The sequence below is a fragment of the Rahnella bonaserana genome (assembly GCF_019049675.1).
Classification (GTDB): Bacteria; Pseudomonadota; Gammaproteobacteria; order Enterobacterales; family Enterobacteriaceae; genus Rahnella; species Rahnella bonaserana.
On sequence record NZ_JAFMOW010000049.1, the window covers coordinates 65,183 to 84,760 of the forward strand.

The 19,578-nt window shown below is 50.8% G+C and carries 18 protein-coding genes; 8 read left to right on the top strand and 10 right to left on the bottom strand.

What is annotated here, in order from left to right; translation table 11 throughout:
* Positions 1-372 precede the first annotated feature (372 nt).
* Together J1778_RS02860 and dadX are read left to right on the top strand one after the other, a co-directional pair.
* On the top strand, positions 373-1,674 hold the full coding sequence (locus J1778_RS02860; protein WP_217171897.1) for a D-amino acid dehydrogenase: 1,302 nt from the start codon (positions 373-375) through the stop codon (positions 1,672-1,674).
* Between the two features lie 72 nt (positions 1,675-1,746).
* Complete coding sequence (gene dadX / locus J1778_RS02865) at positions 1,747-2,820, top strand: catabolic alanine racemase DadX (protein ID WP_217171898.1); 1,074 nt, start codon at positions 1,747-1,749, stop codon at positions 2,818-2,820.
* A gap of 9 nt (positions 2,821-2,829) precedes the next feature.
* Here dadX and J1778_RS02870 read toward each other — a convergent pair whose 3' ends face one another.
* Both J1778_RS02870 and nadE read right to left on the bottom strand, forming a co-directional pair.
* Positions 2,830-4,026, bottom strand: a complete 1,197-nt coding sequence (locus J1778_RS02870; RefSeq protein WP_217171899.1) for a multidrug effflux MFS transporter — start codon at positions 4,024-4,026, stop codon at positions 2,830-2,832.
* A 150-nt stretch (positions 4,027-4,176) separates the two neighbouring features.
* Complete coding sequence (gene nadE / locus J1778_RS02875; RefSeq protein WP_217171900.1) at positions 4,177-5,007, bottom strand: ammonia-dependent NAD(+) synthetase; 831 nt, start codon at positions 5,005-5,007, stop codon at positions 4,177-4,179.
* 174 nt (positions 5,008-5,181) lie between these two features.
* Here nadE and J1778_RS02880 point away from each other — a divergent pair, with 174 nt between their 5' ends.
* Entirely contained in the window at positions 5,182-5,352 is a 171-nt protein-coding gene (locus tag J1778_RS02880) for a hypothetical protein (protein WP_217171901.1), read from the top strand.
* Positions 5,353-5,476: 124 nt separating this feature from the next.
* Positions 5,477-6,241, top strand: a complete 765-nt coding sequence (locus tag J1778_RS02885) for a DUF481 domain-containing protein (RefSeq protein ID WP_217171902.1) — start codon at positions 5,477-5,479, stop codon at positions 6,239-6,241.
* Positions 6,242-6,385: 144 nt separating this feature from the next.
* Here the strand turns inward: J1778_RS02885 and J1778_RS02890 are convergent, their stop codons facing one another.
* The 3 genes from J1778_RS02890 to yeaG all read right to left on the bottom strand — a co-directional run bounded on the left by J1778_RS02890 (position 6,386) and on the right by yeaG (position 10,074).
* Positions 6,386-6,676, bottom strand: a complete 291-nt coding sequence (locus J1778_RS02890; protein ID WP_217171903.1) for a YdgH/BhsA/McbA family protein — start codon at positions 6,674-6,676, stop codon at positions 6,386-6,388.
* 154 nt (positions 6,677-6,830) lie between these two features.
* Entirely contained in the window at positions 6,831-8,105 is a 1,275-nt protein-coding gene (locus tag J1778_RS02895) for a YeaH/YhbH family protein (protein WP_217171904.1), read from the bottom strand.
* A gap of 34 nt (positions 8,106-8,139) precedes the next feature.
* Positions 8,140-10,074: a protein kinase YeaG gene (gene yeaG, locus J1778_RS02900; protein WP_217171905.1), complete on the bottom strand. Its 1,935-nt coding sequence runs from the start codon at positions 10,072-10,074 to the stop codon at positions 8,140-8,142.
* A gap of 544 nt (positions 10,075-10,618) precedes the next feature.
* On the opposite strand from yeaG, the gene J1778_RS02905 reads away from it, so the two are divergent.
* Together J1778_RS02905 and J1778_RS02910 are read left to right on the top strand one after the other, a co-directional pair.
* Positions 10,619-11,368 carry a MipA/OmpV family protein gene (locus tag J1778_RS02905; RefSeq protein WP_217171906.1) on the top strand — a complete coding sequence of 250 codons (750 nt, stop codon included), beginning with the start codon at positions 10,619-10,621 and terminating at the stop codon, positions 11,366-11,368.
* A gap of 119 nt (positions 11,369-11,487) precedes the next feature.
* Entirely contained in the window at positions 11,488-12,342 is an 855-nt protein-coding gene (locus J1778_RS02910; RefSeq protein ID WP_217171907.1) for an aldo/keto reductase, read from the top strand.
* 84 nt (positions 12,343-12,426) lie between these two features.
* On the opposite strand, the gene J1778_RS02915 is transcribed toward J1778_RS02910, so the two are convergent.
* Together J1778_RS02915 and gapA are read right to left on the bottom strand one after the other, a co-directional pair.
* Entirely contained in the window at positions 12,427-13,296 is an 870-nt protein-coding gene (locus J1778_RS02915) for a D-hexose-6-phosphate mutarotase (protein WP_217171908.1), read from the bottom strand.
* A 167-nt stretch (positions 13,297-13,463) separates the two neighbouring features.
* The gene (gene gapA / locus J1778_RS02920; RefSeq protein WP_013575362.1) at positions 13,464-14,462 is read right to left on the bottom strand and encodes a glyceraldehyde-3-phosphate dehydrogenase; all 999 of its coding nucleotides are present in this window, start codon (positions 14,460-14,462) and stop codon (positions 13,464-13,466) included.
* Positions 14,463-14,812: 350 nt separating this feature from the next.
* Between gapA and msrB the strand changes: the two genes are divergently transcribed.
* Both msrB and J1778_RS02930 read left to right on the top strand, forming a co-directional pair.
* Entirely contained in the window at positions 14,813-15,226 is a 414-nt protein-coding gene (msrB, locus tag J1778_RS02925; protein WP_217171909.1) for a peptide-methionine (R)-S-oxide reductase MsrB, read from the top strand.
* 97 nt (positions 15,227-15,323) lie between these two features.
* Positions 15,324-15,596: a YeaC family protein gene (locus J1778_RS02930; RefSeq protein WP_217171910.1), complete on the top strand. Its 273-nt coding sequence runs from the start codon at positions 15,324-15,326 to the stop codon at positions 15,594-15,596.
* 166 nt (positions 15,597-15,762) lie between these two features.
* On the opposite strand, the gene pncA is transcribed toward J1778_RS02930, so the two are convergent.
* The 3 genes from pncA to sppA form a co-directional block, all read right to left on the bottom strand.
* Entirely contained in the window at positions 15,763-16,392 is a 630-nt protein-coding gene (gene pncA, locus J1778_RS02935) for a bifunctional nicotinamidase/pyrazinamidase (protein WP_217171911.1), read from the bottom strand.
* 12 nt (positions 16,393-16,404) lie between these two features.
* Entirely contained in the window at positions 16,405-17,418 is a 1,014-nt protein-coding gene (gene ansA, locus J1778_RS02940) for an asparaginase (protein WP_217171912.1), read from the bottom strand.
* Between the two features lie 148 nt (positions 17,419-17,566).
* Positions 17,567-19,420, bottom strand: coding sequence for a signal peptide peptidase SppA (gene sppA, locus J1778_RS02945; RefSeq protein ID WP_217171913.1), 1,854 nt, complete (start codon positions 19,418-19,420; stop codon positions 17,567-17,569).
* Positions 19,421-19,578: the final 158 nt, after the last annotated feature.

Below are 19,578 nucleotides of genomic sequence, written 5' to 3' on the forward strand. Positions count from 1 at the left end.
AGTCCCGAATCGCAAAAATTCTCACTCCGTGAGGTAATATCACTCATGTAATGCTTTGTGGTTTTTTATTCTGGTTTTATGGCTTACATGAAGAATAAAAACCTTTTCAAAAACCGGCTTTGACGCGCCCCTGAATTCGTGACTTCAATGAAGTCATTGCTGTCATAAGACCATAATTTTCTTTCCTGATGGCTTAAATGTTGCGAGATATCGTTATTTATTTGACCCTATTGAAATAAATACGGTTATGAACGATAAATAATTGTGAAAGACCTCACGGTTATGAGTGTCTGTGTTGGTGATTTTTCTCAGTCAGGTTAATTTCCTGTCATCAGAATATTATGCTTTGTTAGGGCGTGGAGTGGAGTCGATATGCGTGTGGTCATTTTAGGCAGTGGTGTGGTCGGTGTCGCCAGTGCATGGTATCTGGCAAAAGCGGGGCATCAGGTGACGGTCATTGACCGTCAGTCCGGCCCGGCTGAAGAAACCAGCGCGGGTAATGCAGGGCAGATCTCGCCGGGCTATGCCGCACCGTGGGCGGCTCCGGGCGTTCCGGTCAAGGCGGTGAAATGGATGTTCCAGAAACATGCGCCGCTGGCAATCCGTCTCGATGGCACACAGTTCCAGCTCAAATGGATGTGGCAGATGCTGCGCAACTGCGACATGAACCATTATCAGACCAACAAAAGCCGTATGGTGCGTCTGGCGGAATATAGCCGTGACTGCATGAAAGCACTGCGTGACGATACCGGTATTCAGTACGAAGGCCGTCAGGGCGGGACGTTGCAACTGTTCCGTACCGCTCAGCAGTTTGAAAGTGCATCCAAAGATATTGCGGTTCTGGACGATGCGGGTGTGCCGTATCAGTTGCTGGAATCCAGTCAGCTGGCCACCGCGGAACCTGCGCTGGCGCAGGTCGCACATAAACTGACCGGTGGTCTGCGTTTGCCGAATGATGAAACCGGCGACTGCCAGATGTTCACCCGTAAACTGGCGGAAATGGCGCGTCAGGCAGGCGTTGTCTTCGAATTTAACCGCACGGTAGATAAACTGCATGTAGAAAATGGCGAAATCACCGGCGTGCAATGTGGCGATGAGGTGGTAAAAGCCGATGCTTATGTGGTGGCGTTCGGTTCGTATTCCACAGCATTGCTTCGCGATCTGGTGTCCATTCCGGTTTACCCGCTGAAAGGGTATTCCCTGACCATTCCGATTACCGACCCTGCTTCCGCGCCGGTTTCAACCGTGCTGGATGAAACTTATAAAATTGCCATCACCCGTTTTGATAACCGTATTCGTGTCGGCGGGATGGCAGAAATTGTCGGATTCAATCTTAAACTGGCACAGGCGCGACGTGAAACGCTGGAGATGGTGGTAAGAGATCTTTATCCGAACGGTGGCAATGTCGAACAGGCAACGTTCTGGACCGGTCTGCGCCCGATGACGCCGGACGGTACGCCGATTGTTGGTCGCACACGCATCAAAAATCTTTATCTGAATACCGGTCATGGCACGCTGGGCTGGACAATGGCCTGTGGCTCGGGGCAATTGCTGTCAGATATTATGTCGGGCGTGACTCCTGCGATCCCGTCTGATGATTTATCGGTTGAGCGTTACAGCCCGGATTTTATCGCGCGTCCTGCGGGGCCGCATAAAATGCATCCGGTAGGCTGAGTCTGCTGCCATTCTTTCCCATGCCGTGCCTGACACTGCATGGGCATTACTTTGCTTACTGCCGGAGCTGGTATGCCTCGCCCGATTTCTGCCACATTATCTCTTTCAGCATTAACCCAAAATCTGAACATCATTCGCGGCTTTGCACCTGACAGCAAAGTCTGGACTGTCGTAAAAGCCAATGGCTACGGACACGGAATTTCGCGTATCTGGCGCAGTTTGTCATCCACTGATGGCTTTGCATTACTCGATTTCCACGAAGCCGTTTTGCTGCGCGAAGCGGGCTGGCAGGGGCCGATTTTACTGCTGGAAGGATTTTTCACTGCACAGGATTTAGTCATCGTTGAAAAATATCGTCTGACGACCGCCGTTCACAGTGACTGGCAGATTAAGGCGCTTGCTGAAGCACAATTTAGCCAGTCCGTTGATGTTTACCTGAAAGTGAACAGCGGGATGAACCGGCTGGGATTTTCCCCGGACCGGGCGGGCGCTGTGTGGCAACAACTGCGTGAAATGAAACAGGTAGGTGAGCTCACCCTGATGAGTCATTTCGCGACCGCCGACAGTGTCGAAGGTGTCGATGCCCAGATGGCAACGATTAATCTGGCCGGGCTGAATATCAGCGGGCCACGGTGTCTGGCGAACTCGGCGGCAACTTTGTGGCATCCGCACACCCATCATGACTGGGTCCGTCCGGGGATTATTATCTATGGTGCGTCGCCGAGCGGTGAGTGGAAAGATATCGCGCATACCGGTCTGCAACCGGTGATGACGTTAAAAAGCGAGCTGATTGCCCTGCAGGAGCTGAAGACAGGTGATCGCGTGGGCTACGGCGGCCGTTATCACGTGACGGGCCCGCAGCGGGTGGGAGTGGTCGCTTGCGGCTATGCGGACGGTTATCCGCGTCACGCGCCGACCGGAACACCCGTGTGGGTGGAAGGCGTGCGCACAACGACGGTGGGGACGGTATCAATGGATATGCTGGCTGTCGACCTCACGCCGTGTCCGCAGGCGAAAATCGGTTCGCCTGTAGAATTATGGGGTAAGCATTTACCGGTAGATGATGTGGCAACGGCCTGCGGTACGCTGGGCTATGAGCTGCTGAGTGCGCTGGCACCCCGCGTACCGGTGACGACAATCGACTAAAGAGATCTGTTATTGTTCCAGGCGGGTCAGACGACCCGTCGATTTCTTACTTGCACGGCGTGCCAGCATCGCCAGACATCCTCCCGCCAGCATCACCAGCGCCAGACTCAGCTTCGGCTGCAACGGCAACGCCATCGCAATAAAGCCCAGCAGGGCGCCACCGGCCATCTGCACCGAACCGACCAGCGCGGAAGCCACGCCTGCTTCGGCGGAAAATGGCTCCAGCGCATAGCTGGTCGCTGGCCCCATCAGGAACGCCAGACCGGCGCAGGCGCTGGCTACCGGCAACATATATAACCAGGTTGCGGTCTGTTCAGCTGGCGGAACCAGGGTTATGCCTGCTATCAGTCCGAGACAACCGATAAACATCAGAAGACCGCCCGTTTTCAGGCACACCGGACGTCCCACTTTGCGGATGATCCGGTTGGCGATAAAACTCATTCCCATGATCCAGAATCCATTTGCGCCGAATACCAGCGAGAATTCCAGTGGTGTCAGTCCGGCAATATTCATCAGCACCGTCGGTGCCAGAGAAACGTACGTCAGCGCCATGCCCATTGCGCCGGCATTGACCAGTGCGAAAGTGATAAAGCGGGCATTAAACAAGATGCGTGCGTACTGACGGAACGGCAGTCCCGTATTGGTTTGCGTGCCGGCCGGACGGGTTTCAGGCAATTTGAAAATGACCAGCAGCAGAACCGCCAGCGTATAACCCGCCAGCGCCCAGAACGGTGCGCGCCATCCGTAATATTGTGCAATCAGTCCGCCAATCAGCGGCGCCAGAGCAGGGATGATATTGAGCGTGCCATTGAGAAAACCGTACGCGCGGGCAGCATCGTTGCCGCTCATCCGGTCACGCACCCCGCTGAAAATCACCACCGACGTGCAACAGACCGCCAGCCCTTGAATGACGCGCGACAGCAGAAACATCCAGGGTGCGACGGCCGTAGCGGCAACGATCGCGCCTGCCAGATAAATCACCACGCCGATGATGGCGATGGGGCGACGCCCGAATTTATCAACCAGCGGCCCGGCCACCAGCTGACCGAGTCCCATCACCAGAATGAAAAGTGAAATTGAGGACTGAATGATCGCTTCTGTGCTGTTCAGACCCAGAGCAATCGCCGGGATCGCCGGAAGGTAGAGGTCGATACCCAGAGGGCCAAGCAGTACCAGGCTCAGCAGCACGAAAAGGAATTTTTGCATTGAAAACATCACTGTCAGTCATCCGAAAGGAGGCTAAGGGTAATGATTTAGTTAAAGAATGGAAAGCAGCTTGTGATAATCGCGCGGGAAGGACTTGTGAATAAAAACGGACACCCGTCAGTGTCCGTTAACGCAGAGATGCCGGAAGGCTTATTTTTTCTTCCAGAAATCATCAAACACCGTGACCGGTGGCTGGCGTTTATGTTCAGTACGCAGATACCAGCCTTCAATAATCGCGGCATATTTATCGTCGACTTTTTTGCCTTCGAGATAATCGTCGATCATTTCGTAGGTTACGCCAAGCGCAACTTCATCCGGCAAAGCAGGGCGGTTTTCTTCCAGGTCTGCCGTAGGCGCCTTGGTATACAAATGTTCCGGGCAGCCAAGTTCTTTGAGTAGCGCTTTACCCTGACGCTTGTTCAGACGGAAAATCGGGTTAATGTCCGTGCCGCCATCACCGTATTTGGTGAAGAATCCGGTCACGGCTTCTGCCGCATGGTCAGTGCCCACCACCACACCTTTCTTCATCCCTGCAATGCTGTACTGCGCTTTCATGCGCTCGCGGGCTTTTTCATTACCTTTAATGAAATCGCTCAGCTCGATGCCGATTTCACGCAAGGTGGCTTCGCTCGCCAGCACGGCATTCTTAATATTGACGGTCAGAACCTGATCAGGCTGGATGAACGCGATGGCATCCTGACAGTCGGATTCATCGGCCTGCACGCCATACGGCAAACGGACAGCGATGAACTGATAATCGGCTTCGTGAGTTTCTGCGCGTAATTCGCTAATTGCTATTTGGCAAAGTTTGCCGGTGAGAGTAGAATCCTGCCCGCCGCTGATACCCAATACCAGTGTCCTGATGAACGGATGGGCCAGCAGATAACTTTTGAGAAAATCGACGCTGACACGGACTTCCTGTGCGGCATCGATATGCGGTTTAACGTGCAGAGCCTGAATAATCTCTTTTTGTAAAGCCATGACCACTCCTCCTGAAGGCTGCCTTCGAGGAACCCGAGGCAAAAATAAGACGTTATCAGGATAAAACTACCCCGCATCGCTCAAAAGGACAAGATTCAGCGAAGAGTTCGGCGGAAATCTGTACGCTGCCGGCTCGCAATATTTCGAACCAAAGCGGCAGGAAAGAAGTAAAGTGTGGCACGTGATGAGTTATTACTGACCGGCGTTGAAAATAAGAAATCAATGAAGGGAAATGTAATGATTGCGTATGTTTCTATTGCAGGAAATATATGTCATTCAGAACTATCTAAAAAAGCCGCTTTATTAAGATATCCTGGGCTGAGTGCGTTATATTTGTTGCGGTAGAAATATTTGTATGCATATGCCATCGAAATGGAGTTGCCAGGCTTGATTAACGGATCCTAATTAATGGCATACATCGTGTGGTTTTAATGTCGTTATTTGCCTTAAGTCTTATTGGGGAAACAAAATGTTTTTTCGGGTTGTACGTCGTTTACCAGCTTGTGCCATTGTCTGTGGCGCAGCGCTGTTCAGTATCTCAAGCCTTGCAGACACCACCATCTTCACTGCGTTAGATGACCCTGCTCAGGCGAAAAAGCCTTTCGAAGGCAACGTTCAGGCGGGTTACAGCGCGCAAACGGGTAACACCAGCAACTCCACGCTGAATGCTGATACCACCATGACCTGGTTTGATACCAACACGGCTTATAGCCTGTGGGGTTCTGCGCGTAATACTTCTTCTTCCGGTGTGCGTTCATCCGAGAAGTATCAGGCCGGTGGCCGTACCCGTTATAACCTCGATAATGCGAACTATGTTTTCGGCCAGGGCAGCTGGCTGAGCGACCGTTATAACGGTTACCGCTCACGTACTGTCGGTGCGGTGGGTTATGGTCGTCAGATCTGGAGCGGTCCGGTTCACACGTTGAACCTGGAAGCGGGTCCGGGTGTTCGTCATGATGAATTCCAGCAAGGTGGTAACACCACCCGTGCCCTGGCGTACGGTTCAGGCACTTACGGCTATCAGATCAGTGATACTGCGCGCTTCACGCAAGGCGTTTCTGTTTTAGCGAACGATGAAACCACGCTGAACTCTGAAACTGCGCTGACCGTTGCGATCAACTCCCATTTCTCCCTGAAAGTGGCGTATGACGTAACTTATAACACCAAACCACCAGCCAGCGCGCCGGATAAAACCGATACCGTGACGTCTGTAAACCTGGTGTACGGCATGTAATTCCCCTGTGGGGAAATAATGTCAAAAAGCCAGAGGGAAGATGCCTCTGGCTTTTTTTATGGGTTATTTTCAGCGTGCTTTACAGGTTTTTTGGGCAAAAAAAACCACGCACTCAGGCGTGGTTTCGTTATTTCTGAACCATCACTATTTGTCTGCGTCTTTATATACCGTGGCAATCGCTTCAAAATTCGGGCCTTTCTGGCCAGCGGCGATGATATGGTAATATTTACCGCCTTTCTCATCTGCTAACTTTGACAGCTCATCGTGCAACTCACTTGGAGAACCGACTTTCCCGCCGGATTCAGCCACCTGAATGTTGCCAATTTTTACCAGTTTAAAGTGGGCGACTTCTTCTTTGGATACCTGATCGGCAGCCAATGCACTGAAAGAAAAGGCAGAAATAAGCAGAGTGGTAGCTAAAGTAATCTTTTTCATATACAGCATCCTTTTGTAGAGGTAAGTAATTGCTTTGCTCCCCTGAAGTTTAGACTGTATTTCAAAAATATCCCAAAGTCTGATGCGGTTTTGTAAGAGATAAAAAAACAGCGGGTCATTAATAAATAATCCGCTGTTTTTGAAAGGCTAAAGATTAGTGATCCTGAACCTGCTTATGGAACAGCTCCCTGAACACCGGATAAATATCTTCCTGTTCGCGGATATGTTGCATGGCGAAATTATCAAATTTCTCCTGCAACACTTCGTATTCACGCCACAGCGTCTGGTGGGCGCGGCGGGTGATTTCGATATAGCTGTAATAACGCACCATCGGCAAGATCTTCTGTGCCAGAAGCTGGTGGCAAAGAGGGGAGTCGTCAGCCCAGTTATCGCCATCGGAAGCCTGCGCCGCATAAATGTTCCACTGCGCCGGATCGTAGCGTTCCTTGATGACGTCATCCATCAGTTTCAGTGCGCTCGAAACGATGGTCCCGCCGGTTTCCTGCGAGTAGAAGAATTCCTGTTCATCCACTTCTTTCGCTTGTGTATGGTGACGGATATAGACCACATCAACGTTTTTATAGGTCCGGCTCAGGAATAAATAGAGCAGAATATAGAAACGTTTGGCCATGTCTTTGGTTGCCTGATCCATCGAACCGGAGACATCCATCAGACAGAACATCACCGCCTGGCTCGAAGGCTCAGGGCGACGTTCGTAGTTGCGATAACGTAAATCGAAGGTATCAATAAACGGCGTTTTGGCGATTTTCGCCCGCAACTCGGCGATTTCTTTACGCAGCCGTTCCTCTTCGAGTAACTGTGCCGGTTCGCTGTGCTCGACCTCGGTCAGCGTCGATTCCAGCTCACGCAGCTCCCGTTTTTTTCCCGCGGTCATCGCCGTACGGCGTGCCAGCGAGTTTTGCAAAGAGCGCACCACACTGATATTGGCCGGTACGCCGTTAGAGGTATAACCGGAGCGGTGGGTTTTGAATTCGTTCAGCTGCTTATGCTGGTTTTTACGCAGGTTAGGCAGCGCCAGATCTTCAAATAACAGATCGAGATATTCGTCTTTGGAGATCTGGAATGAAAACTCATCTTCACCTTCACCATCCTGACTGGCTTCGCCCTGACCACTGCCACCGCCACCGCCCCCTTGCGGTCGTTCGATGCGGTCATTCTGCACAAAGTGGTCATTGCCGGGGTGAACACGGTGGCGTAAGCCACCGCGACCCTGATGGAACATGGGTTCGTTGATATCTGAATTGGGGATCGAAACCGACTCCCCGCTGTCAACGTCGGTAACCGAACGCTTATTGATGGCCTCGGCAATCGACTGTTTGATTTGCGACTTATAGCGGCGCAAAAAGCGCTGGCGGTTCACTGCGCTTTTGTTTTTGCCATTCAGTCGACGGTCAATGAAATACGTCATATTTCCCCCAAACGACGTTGCCAACGATCCTCTGTTACGAGGATTTTCTTACGCGCAGGTACCATTCACACAGCAGGCGAACCTGTTTGCGTGTATATCCTTTCTCCATCATTCTGTCGACAAAATCATCATGTTTCTTCTGTTCATCGGTCGACGTCTTGGCGTTAAACGAGATAACTGGCAGTAATTCCTCAGTATTTGAGAACATTTTTTTCTCAATCACCGTGCGCAGTTTTTCGTAACTGGTCCAGTTTGGATTGCGACCGCTGTTGTTGGCGCGGGCACGCAGCACGAAGTTGACGATTTCGTTGCGGAAATCTTTTGGATTGCTGATACCGGCCGGTTTTTCAATTTTCTCCAGCTCAGCATTCAGTGCTTCACGGTCGAACAGTTGTCCGGTATCCGGGTCGCGATATTCCTGATCCTGTATCCAGAAATCAGCGTACGTGACATAACGGTCGAAAATGTTTTGTCCGTATTCTGAATAGGATTCCAGGTAAGCGGTCTGGATCTCTTTGCCGATAAATTCAGCGTATTTCGGGATCAGATAGCCTTTCAGGTGCTCCAGATATTTTTCAGCGATGTCCTGCGGAAACTGTTCGCGTTCAATTTGCTGTTCCAGTACATAGAACAGATGAACCGGGTTGGCGGCAACCTCTGCATGGTCAAAGTTGAAAACGCGGGACAGAATTTTAAATGCGAAACGCGTCGACAGCCCATTCATGCCTTCGTCCACACCCGCATAGTCGCGGTATTCCTGGTAGGACTTGGCTTTCGGATCGGTATCTTTCAGGCTTTCACCATCGTAAACCCGCATTTTGGAATAGCTGCTGGAGTTTTCAGGTGTTTTCAGCCGCGACAAAATAGAGAAGCGCGCGAGCGTTTCCAGAGTTCCCGGTGCGCATGGAGCATGGGCCAGTTCACTGTTGCTGAGCAGTTTATCGTAGATTTTCATCTCTTCAGAAACGCGCAGGCAGTAAGGCACCTTCACGATGTACACACGGTCAAGGAACGCTTCATTATTCTTGTTGTTACGGAACGTCACCCACTCAGATTCATTGGAGTGCGCCAGAATAATGCCGTTGAACGGCAGGGCAGAGATCCCTTCAGTACCGTTATAGTTACCTTCCTGCGTGGCAGTCAGTAACGGGTGCAGGACTTTAATCGGTGCTTTGAACATCTCAACGAATTCCATCACACCCTGGTTTGCGCGGCACAGAGCACCTGAATAACCATAAGCGTCAGGATCGTTCTGGGCGTGGTTTTCCAGTTTACGGATATCCACTTTACCGACCAGTGCGGAGATGTCCTGATTGTTCTCATCGCCCGGTTCAGTTTTGGCGATGGCAATTTGTTCCAGAATCGACGGCCAGACTTTCACCACTTTAAACTTCGTGATGTCACCACCGAATTCATGAAGACGTTTTGCCGCCCATGGTGACATGATGGTGCCGAGATAGCGCGGAGGAATGTTGTATTCTTTTTCGAGAATATGCGCATCTTCCTGCGGGTTAAACAGACACAAAGGATGATCGTTTACCGGGCTGCGTTCGCCGTTAGCGCTCAGCACATAAATCGGTACACGTTGCATCAGGGATTTCAGCCGTTCGGCCAGTGATGATTTACCGCCACCCACCGGCCCCAGTAAATAGAGGATTTGTTTCTTTTCTTCCAGGCCCTGCGCGGCGTGTTTCAGGTAGGAGACAATCTGTTCGATAGCCTCTTCCATGCCGTAAAACTCTTCAAATGCAGGGTATCGTGCAACAACACGGTTCGAGAATAAACGCGACAGGCGTGGTTCAAGCGCGGTATCTACCATCACTGGTTCACCGATTGCCATCAACAGACGTTCCGCCGCATTGACATAAGCACTGCGATCTTGCCGTGCAATGGTAAGAAATTCCTGCAGTGTGAACTCTTCGTCCTTGGCAGCCTCATAGCGCTGGCGATAGTGGTCAAATATGTTCATACGATGCCCGTCCTTCGTTATTTTACCCTTCGTCTTTGAAACTGCTGGTCTGCTGCAATTCCAATGAGTTGGATATAGCACAGGTTAATGAGAGCTTTTTTTAGCGCCCCCGGAAGAAAGATCTCCCACCTGAATTACAGCAACCCTTATGCCAACTTGCAGAACCCTTCAAAGCTGAAAGTCACGATGATTTGTTTACTGTCAGATCCGGTGGGGCGGGCAACCGTTCAGGCTAAGTCTTTCATCTATTTATAAGCGTAGTTTGGCATTAAGAAAATTTCCTCTATGGGTTGGGCGTTTTTTAAGCCATATCAATGACTCAGTTGTCGGCAATGCTCCGGAAAGCCTTACAGGACGTGCTCTACAGCGCGGATGTTGTTCCTTTAGTCATTTTTATTTCATATTTTGCAGATAAATTATGCGATCGCCTCTGTTTTACGGTATGAAACCGGTTCAGGACATTCTTAAAAACTGTAAATGCTAAGCGCAATGTTTAAGGTTCATTTACACTAGCGACGATTTTTTACTTAATGGAATTAAGACAATGAAAATTTCAAACCTTAAAACACTGTCCATCGTGGGCGCGGCAGTGCTTTGCAGCCATGCAGCCATGGCTGGCACCTGGTCACTTGGCGCATCAGCATTGGGTGACGTCAACCCGTATCGTGGATATGACAACAAAGTTTATCCGGTACCGCTGGTGTCTTATGAGGGTGATGATTTCTATTTCAAATCACTGACTGCGGGTTACTACCTGTGGAAAGACGACAGGAATAAGTTCAGCGTTACGACGACATACGTGCCATTTGGGTTTGACCCGGATGACAGCGATGATCATCAGATGAAACATCTGAACAAACGTCGCGGCACGTTATACGCTGGTCTGGCGTATTCACATATTGAAGACTGGGGTACGCTGCGCGCGACCTTCAATGGTGATGTACTGAACAACAGTAATGGTCTGGTCGCGGACGCTGCTTACCTGTATCCAATCCATCAGGATAACTGGGCGCTGGTGCCTGGGTTCGGTGTGATGTTCAACAGCAGCAATCAGAATGACTATTACTATGGTGTGACTAAAGGTGAATCACGTCGCAGCGGTCTGAGCAGCTATTCAGCTGATGATAGTTTCAGTCCTTATGCTGAGCTTTCTGCACGATATAATTTTACCCGTGACTGGCAGGCATTCTTCACCGGCCGCTATATTCGTTTAGCGGACGAAGTTAAAGACAGCCCGATGGTCGATAAGTCATATTCGGCGATTGTCTGGACAGGTGTCACTTACACCTTCTGATGCAACGCACCGCGACGGTGCTGACATTGCACATTAATGGGGCGTTTCGCCCCATTTGCACATTTATGGCTCATCAATTTTATCGACAATGAGACTCACGACCCGACCGGAGGAAACAGATGAAAGCGAAAACCGTGCAATTCCCAGACGGGAAAACTGTACCCGCAATCGGACAAGGTACCTGGTATATGGGGGAGCGGAACAGTGATATTCGCTCTGAAGTGAATGCATTAAAACAAGGGCTGGATGCCGGTATGACTCTGATCGATACCGCAGAAATGTATGCGGACGGTGGAGCAGAAAGAGTGGTCGGCGAAGCGATAGCAGGGCGAAGGGATGATGTGTTTCTGGTATCCAAAGTCTATCCGCACAACGCCGGTGGCGCGAAAGCCATAACAGCTTGTGAGCAAAGCCTCAAAAGATTACAAACCGATTATATAGACCTGTACCTGTTGCACTGGCGTGGTTCGATTCCGCTACATGACACCGTCGCCGCGATGGAAAAATTACAACAATCCGGCAAGATTCGCCGCTGGGGTGTCTCTAATCTGGATACTGACGACATGCAGGCGCTGTGGAAAATTCCCGGTGGCGAACAATGTATGACGAATCAGGTGCTGTATCACGCGGCTGCACGTGGCATTGAATTCGATTTGCTGCCGTGGTGCGAAGAACACGGCGTGCCGGTGATGGCTTATTGTCCTCTGGCTCAGGCGGGAAAGTTACGCCACGACGTGCTGACGTCAACGGTGATGCAGAATATCGCCAAAGAGCGGGGAGTCAGCAGTTCACAGATTGCATTGGCCTGGGTAATACGTTCCGGTAACGTGATTGCGATACCAAAAGCTGTGCAGCCAGAGCATGTAAAAGATAATGCCGCAGCGATGACGTTAAGTCTGACGGATGACGAAATAGCGCAAATTGACACCGCTTTTCCGGCACCAAAACATAAAATGCCGCTGGATATGGTCTGAATCTGCCATTCATCTTTCCCTGCATCAGACAGCAAAAAGGGGCCTTTTGGCCCCTTTGTCATCTATGCTGCAATCTCAAAGCGATTATTTGCGGATGGAGAAAGTCACCGCCAGACGCGCCGGTGCTGCATGCGTAGAAATGTGCTTGTCTGAAACCTGTGCGGTTTCAACACAGACCATGGTTTTGTAGCCGTCATCTGGCATATCCGCCATGCTGACAGACAATTCAGAGCCCGGGTTCCAGGCCACAACGTCTGAATTGTTTTCATGTGCGACAACCAGAGTACGTTTCAATACCGGGTCAACGATTTCGCTGGTGGCCCGTGGCTGGGTATAGATGCGGTCCGTCTGGCCTGTAAAGGTCAGGTCGCCTTCGGTCTGTTTAGCTTTTGCGCCATCGACTTTATCGATAAAGCTGTTGCCCAGGCCTTTGACAGTCACACTGGCAATATCACCGATATTGAAATAAGTGTGAAGGGCGCTGTTAGCGTCGAAATCACCGGTAGATTCCAGTTCGATATGGCAGGTTGCGCTGAGCGTGAAGCGTGCGGTCAGCGTAAATTCGTGCGGCCACAGAGCCAGTGTTTCAGGAGAGCTTTTCAGCGTTAGGGTGAGAACAACGCCTTCGTCAGTTTCCTGATGATCCGTGAGTTCCCATGGCATGTTACGGGCGAAACCGTGTGAGGGTTTACCTGCCGGACCAAACCATGGCCAGCAAATTGGAATACCGCCACGAATAGCAACGCCTTCTTTGAACGCGCTGGCGCTGCTCATCCACAGCACAGGTTCTTCACCTTCAGGCTGCCATGCCAGCAGATGCGCGCCTTGCAGGGCAATCGCAGCACGAACTTTCGGATGGGTAACAACGAGCACCGGCAGTTCGTCGATAAGACGCTGGCTGACGGAGGTAGTGATCTGGTTTACGACCGGAAGAGTAAAGAGTTGTTCTGTCATTATCTAAAGTCCTGTCAGGGTTAAAACTTCTAAGATTTTGAACCAAGACTACACATGAACCAAATCCATCTGTTTGATCGCACTCATGTGCTGATAAAAAAGTGCATCCGACAGAAAGCAAAAGGGCGACTTGCGTCGCCCTTCAATCAGTTCATTCACATTGCCAATTATTTGGAAACGTGAGCGATCAGATCCAATACTTTGTTTGAGTAGCCAGTTTCGTTGTCGTACCAGGAAACCAGTTTCACAAAGTTGTCGTTCAGAGCGATACCAGCTTTCGCATCGAATACGGAAGTCAGTTTTTCGCCGTTGAAGTCGGTAGAGACTACGTCGTCTTCGGTGTAACCCAGAACGCCTTTCAGGTCGCCTGCTTCAGAAGCTGCTTTGATCACTGCGCAGATTTCTTTGTAAGAAGCTGGTTTTTCCAGACGTGCAGTCAGGTCAACAACAGAAACGTTAGGGGTAGGAACGCGGAACGCCATACCGGTCAGTTTGCCGTTCAGAGCTGGGATTACTTTACCTACTGCTTTAGCAGCACCGGTAGAAGAAGGGATGATGTTCTGAGATGCGCCGCGGCCGCCGCGCCAGTCTTTGTGAGACGGGCCATCAACAGTTTTCTGAGTAGCGGTAGTTGCATGCACAGTGGTCATCAGAGCTTCAACGATACCGAAGTTGTCGTTGATAACTTTAGCCAGTGGTGCCAGGCAGTTAGTGGTGCAAGATGCGTTAGAAACGATTTCCTGACCTGCGTATTCTTTATGGTTAACGCCCATAACGAACATTGGGGTGTTGTCTTTAGAAGGACCAGTCAGAACAACTTTCTTAGCGCCTGCAGTGATGTGCTTACGAGCAGTCGCATCATCCAGGAACAGACCAGTAGCTTCAGCTACAACGTCAACGTTAACTTCGTTCCATTTCAGGTTAGCTGGGTCACGCTCAGCGGTAACACGGATGGTTTTGCCGTTAACAACCAGGTGACCGTCTTTAACTTCAACAGTACCGTTGAAACGACCATGAGTTGAGTCGTACTTCAGCATGTATGCCATGTAGTCCGCGTCTAACAGATCGTTGATTGCTACGATCTCGATGTCAGAACGTTCTTGAGCAGCACGGAAAACAATGCGACCGATACGGCCAAAACCGTTGATACCTACTTTGATAGTCATATATTCCACCAGCTATTTTTTTAGTGAATAAAAGGTTGGTTGTAAAATTACAAAAACCTTGCTGAGCGTCAAGCGGAATCGTGTCAATTATTGCTGTAAGTCAAAGCGACGACCTACTATTGCTCGCTTATTGCACGTTCCGTTTTCTTAATCGGCTTACAACCACATGGGGGCGAAAAACTGAATATAAAGTACCGGATGAACAGGAGTGTGATCGCCATCACAAGTTGCGAGTCAGGTAACGCTGATGCCATACAGTTTAGGCCAAAAGAGGCAGACCTGTTGTTAATTTTTTGTTATTATAAACTGTTATTTTAGTTGATTTTTATATTCGTCAGAGAACGATAATCATGAGCAGCGAAGCCAAATCTTCCCCTACACTTGAGCAACTCACTGAAATTCAACGTTATGTCACACAGGATCACGGAACAGAGCCTCCATTCTCAGGAAAGTTACTGCACAACCGTCGTGAAGGCATTTACCATTGCATAGTCTGCGGAACTGCGTTGTTCTATTCTGATACCAAATACGATTCCGGATGCGGCTGGCCAAGTTTTTACCAGCCGTTACAGCCTGATGCGATTAAATATCTCACTGATAAAGCACATAATATGCAACGCGTTGAGATACGCTGCTCAGGATGTGAAGCGCATCTGGGACACGTTTTCCCGGACGGCCCAAAGCCGACAGGCGAACGTTACTGTGTGAATTCGGCCTCAATGCGTTTCACTGATGGCCGGAGTGGTGACATAACCGCCGGGTAAAGTGTCGCAAAAGTGCGATGTAATCTACCCGACAAAATCGATTCAGCTATTATTCAAAACCCTTTGAATAATCGCGTGGAGCTGAGGGCTCAGTCAGATGGAAATTAATCAACTCATTGATGTAATGACACCGGAAATCTATGCACGTCTGGTGCAGGCCGTTGAACTCGGCAAGTGGCCTGATGGCGTGGCGCTGACGCCGGAACAGAAAGACCATAGCCTGCAGGCCGTGATGCTGTATCAGTCACGTCACAACGTAGACGCCCAGCACATGAGCATCGGCACTGACGGGCAGATCGTCACCAAAAGTAAGCAGGAACTTAAACAACAGTTCGCGCAACAGACGCTGATAAAGCTTAAGCCTGAGTAATTCAGTGACGTTAATACATACCAATAAAAAAGGGCGCTAAATAGCGCCTTAGAATTGACGTTAACAGTATGAAATCAAAGGAATTCACCTTAAATTTTATCTTAATACGGACATCAATTTAGCCGGTTTTATCCCCGCATTACTTCATATTGCAGGACGGCATAATTTACCCCAATACAGACCCAGACGTTTCAATCAGCGCACCCGCCATCCGCATCGCTTCAACTGCCTGCGCACTGTCTTCCGGCTGTAAGTTCACGCCACGACAACCATCGGTCAGCAACGTCACCTGATAACCCAGTTCCAGTGCGTCCAGCACAGTGAATTTTACGCAGTAATCCGTGGCCAGCCCCATCACATACAAATGAGTCACCTTTGCCGCTTTCAGCCAGTCGTTCAGCACGGTGGCTGCGCGATGGCCATTGTCGAAAAAGGCACTATAACTGTCGATATCCGGATTGGTGCCTTTCTGCACCACAAAGTCTACCAGCGGCATGTTCAGGGCAGGATGGAACTCAGCGCCGGGTTCCTGCTGAACGCAATGAACCGGCCACCAGACTTGCGGCAGCCCGTTCAGTTCGCCCTGTGTCCAGGGCTCTGCGTGCGAGTTGGTGGCAAAGCTGCGATGGCCGGCAGGATGCCAGTCCTGCGAGGCAAGTACCGCGATGTCATGGCTTTTACACCACGGCATCATCTGATTAGCCACCGCAATCGTATCATCGCCGTCAGTGACCGCCAGCGCGCCGCCGCGACAAAAATCATTTTGCAGATCGACCAGCAACAAAGCAGATTTCATATCGTCCCTTATTTATTCGGTCAGTTCGCCACGCAGGTTCTGCTGCATCAGCTCGCGGATTTCTTCCGGAGTATGTGTCTGGCTAAGCAGGTAATGCAGTTTGGTCAGCGCCGCTTCGACGGTCATATCAAACCCGCTGATCACGCCCGAGTGCGCCAGCGCGTTACCGGTCGCATAGCCGCCCATATTGACGCGCCCCGAGATGCATTGGGTCAGATTAACCACCACAATGCCGCGCTCAGAAGCGTCTTTCAGCACTTTCAGCAGATCACCTTTTTGTGGCGCGTTGCCGACACCGTAAGAGCGCAGGATCAGGGCTTTCACCGGTTGCATCAGAAAGTTCTGCACCACTTCAGCAGAAATACCCGGATAAATTGTCACCACGCCGATAGGCTGCGGGGTGATGTGATGAACCTTCAGCTTTGCTGCAGGCACTTCCGGCAGTGATGGGGTAGAAAGACGGCGGATGTGGATCCCGGCTTCCAGCAGGGGCGAAAGATTCGGTGATGCAAAGGCATCAAAACCATCGGCGTGCGCTTTGGTGCTGCGGTTACCGCGATACAGACGGTTGTTAAAGAACAGGGTGACTTCGTTAACCGGATGGTTCGCCGCGATGTACAGCGAGTTCAGCAGGTTGATCTGTCCGTCAGAACGCAACGCTTCGAGCGGAATTTGTGACCCTGTCACAATTACCGGCTTGCTGAGATTTTCCAGCATGAACGACAGCGCAGAAGCGGTGAATGCCATGGTATCCGTGCCGTGCAGGATAACGAAACCGTCATACTCGTCGTAATGCGCCTGAATATCATCGGCGATATGCTGCCAGTCTTCCGGCGTCATGTCGGAAGAATCCATCAGTGGCGCATATTCCTTAATGGTGAATTCAGGCATTTCAGGACGATGGAATTCAGGCATTAGTGCCAGCTGACGCTGTAAATGTCCGGAAACCGGAATGTAACCCTGTTCAGAACGCTGCATACCGATTGTGCCGCCGGTGTAGGCAACGTAAATAGATTTTTTAGTCATCGAAGATGTTCTTTATTTAGAAAGGTGAAAGCAACTGCGCTAAGTATAAAGGCTTCGCGGCGGGTGTCCCACCATAAAAAAGCCCGGAGTTTTCAGAGAAAGCTCCGGGCAGTGCATTATGGCGATTCTTTATCCCAAAAACGGAACGTTACTTCACATCACCACAGGTCAGGCAAAGTGCGTAACGGTTTTGCGGGTCGTTCATGTTGCTGAACAGGTCAGCTTGCGATTTCAGCTCCATCGCCATTTTGCTCACTGGCGCAGGCAGATAAGCCTGAATCGCCGCTGGCAGCATGGCATGAACCGACGCACTTACCTGTGAGAACACCAGGTCGCTCAGGCTTGGCTCACTGACATACCAGTTCAGCTGCCATTTCGGCAGTTTCGCCAGCTCAGCGGCTTTCTTCACGGCGTCATCGAAATCACCCAGTTCATCCACCAGACCATTGGCCTTGGCATCCGAACCAATCCACACGTGGCCTTGTGCAATCTGATCAATTTCTTCAGGCGTTTTGTGGCGTGAATCCGCAACCAGACCGAGGAAGGTTTTATAACCATTCTCTATGTTCAGCTGCATCATCTGCGAGAATTCCGGTGGTAACGCTTTAGTGGAAGCGATATCCGCCAGCGGCGATGTCGCCACACCATCAGTATGAACGCCGGCGTAATCCAGCGTGTTCTGATAGGTGTTGATCACGCCAAAGATACCGATGGAGCCGGTGAGGGTGCTCGGGCTGGCGATGATGTAGTTCGCGGGTGTTGAAATCCAGTAACCGCCAGAGGCCGCCATGCCGCCCATAGAAACCACGATCGGTTTGCCTGCGGCTTTCGCAGCAGCCAGTTCAGATCGGATCACTTCAGAGGCACTGACGCTGCCGCCCGGGCTGTTGACGCGCAAGACAATCGCTTTCACTTTCGGATCCAGGCGGGCATCACGAATTTGCTGCGCGGTCGTGTCGCCACCGACGGCACCCGGTTGTTCTTCACCGTCGTTGATCGCACCGGTCGCGAAGATCACCGCGATTTGTGGATCGTTATTGTCCGGTTTTGGCTTCGGCGAATAATCGTAGATGCTGGTGTAATTAAAGTCTTTGGTGTCTTTATTCCAGCCAAAGGCTTTCACCATCTCGTTGTCCGCTTCGGTACGGGAAGCCAGTGCATCGACCAGTTTGGCTTTCAGCGCGTACTGCGCCATATCACCGCCCGTAGCCTGCATACCCGCTAAGACACCCGCCGCGCCAGGGAACAATTGTTCAGGCGTAATCTGACGGTTTGCCGATACGGTATTGAGATAGTTGGTCCACAATCCACCCACCCAGCGACTGTCTGCTTCGCGTGCGGCAGGGGACATATCGTCACGGATCAGCGGTTCAACGGCGGATTTATAGGTCCCGACGCGGAAAATATTGGTCGTGACTTTCAGCTTCTCAAGCAGGGATTTGTAATACAGATTGTTGGTCGCAAAACCATGCAAGTCCACCGCGCCTTGTGGCGACATGTAGATTTTGTTGGCGTAGCTCGCCAGATAATATTGCGACTGGTTATAGCTGTCGCCGATGGCATAAACCGGTTTACCCGCGTCACGGAACTCACGCAGCGCCTTGCCAATATATTGCATAGAAGCCTGGTCAGTGCCGGTGAAATCGGTCAGCTGCAAAACAATGCCGGTGACGTTTTTGTCATCTTTCGCTGCGCGAAGGGTATCGACCAGATCAAACAGGGAATTCTCCTGCAAGCGGCTGCTCGACGTACCCAGCAATTCGCGGCCCCACTGACGGACTTTATTATTCACCGAAGGCTTATCCACCACGGAACCGCTCAGGTCAACCAGCAGCGCACCTTTGGTGGTGTCGACGGGTTTGTCCTGCACGGCATACCAGATGCCCACGCCAGCCAGAATGATCAGGATAAGAAAAACGTTGAGAATGAATTCTCTGACGAAATTAAGAAGACGCCAGGTCCACTTAAAAAAACCGGCGATAATTCGCCACAATGTGCGCATGGTCTCTCCAACAAGACAGATAAGTCTCGCTATCCTAATGACACGCCGGAAAAAAGTCAGCTTTAAATCATGTCAGGATTTGGCAACGACGCATTATCTGAAAGCGCCTGATGCGTTGGAAAAAGGCGTAGCGGCTATGTTAACGTAAGGTAAATAGC

Excerpts from the sequence above, each read along its gene's own strand:
- J1778_RS02860 (WP_217171897.1), top strand. The coding sequence starts at position 373 with ATGCGTGTGGTCATTTTAGGCAGTGGTGTGGTCGGTGTCGCCAGTGCA.
- dadX (WP_217171898.1), top strand. The coding sequence starts at position 1,747 with ATGCCTCGCCCGATTTCTGCCACATTATCTCTTTCAGCATTAACCCAA.
- J1778_RS02870 (WP_217171899.1), bottom strand. The coding sequence starts at position 4,026 with ATGCAAAAATTCCTTTTCGTGCTGCTGAGCCTGGTACTGCTTGGCCCT.
- nadE (WP_217171900.1), bottom strand. The coding sequence starts at position 5,007 with ATGGCTTTACAAAAAGAGATTATTCAGGCTCTGCACGTTAAACCGCAT.
- J1778_RS02885 (WP_217171902.1), top strand. The coding sequence starts at position 5,477 with ATGTTTTTTCGGGTTGTACGTCGTTTACCAGCTTGTGCCATTGTCTGT.
- J1778_RS02890 (WP_217171903.1), bottom strand. The coding sequence starts at position 6,676 with ATGAAAAAGATTACTTTAGCTACCACTCTGCTTATTTCTGCCTTTTCT.
- J1778_RS02895 (WP_217171904.1), bottom strand. The coding sequence starts at position 8,105 with ATGACGTATTTCATTGACCGTCGACTGAATGGCAAAAACAAAAGCGCA.
- yeaG (WP_217171905.1), bottom strand. The coding sequence starts at position 10,074 with ATGAACATATTTGACCACTATCGCCAGCGCTATGAGGCTGCCAAGGAC.
- J1778_RS02905 (WP_217171906.1), top strand. The coding sequence starts at position 10,619 with ATGAAAATTTCAAACCTTAAAACACTGTCCATCGTGGGCGCGGCAGTG.
- J1778_RS02910 (WP_217171907.1), top strand. The coding sequence starts at position 11,488 with ATGAAAGCGAAAACCGTGCAATTCCCAGACGGGAAAACTGTACCCGCA.
- J1778_RS02915 (WP_217171908.1), bottom strand. The coding sequence starts at position 13,296 with ATGACAGAACAACTCTTTACTCTTCCGGTCGTAAACCAGATCACTACC.
- gapA (WP_013575362.1), bottom strand. The coding sequence starts at position 14,462 with ATGACTATCAAAGTAGGTATCAACGGTTTTGGCCGTATCGGTCGCATT.
- msrB (WP_217171909.1), top strand. The coding sequence starts at position 14,813 with ATGAGCAGCGAAGCCAAATCTTCCCCTACACTTGAGCAACTCACTGAA.
- J1778_RS02930 (WP_217171910.1), top strand. The coding sequence starts at position 15,324 with ATGGAAATTAATCAACTCATTGATGTAATGACACCGGAAATCTATGCA.
- pncA (WP_217171911.1), bottom strand. The coding sequence starts at position 16,392 with ATGAAATCTGCTTTGTTGCTGGTCGATCTGCAAAATGATTTTTGTCGC.
- ansA (WP_217171912.1), bottom strand. The coding sequence starts at position 17,418 with ATGACTAAAAAATCTATTTACGTTGCCTACACCGGCGGCACAATCGGT.
- sppA (WP_217171913.1), bottom strand. The coding sequence starts at position 19,420 with ATGCGCACATTGTGGCGAATTATCGCCGGTTTTTTTAAGTGGACCTGG.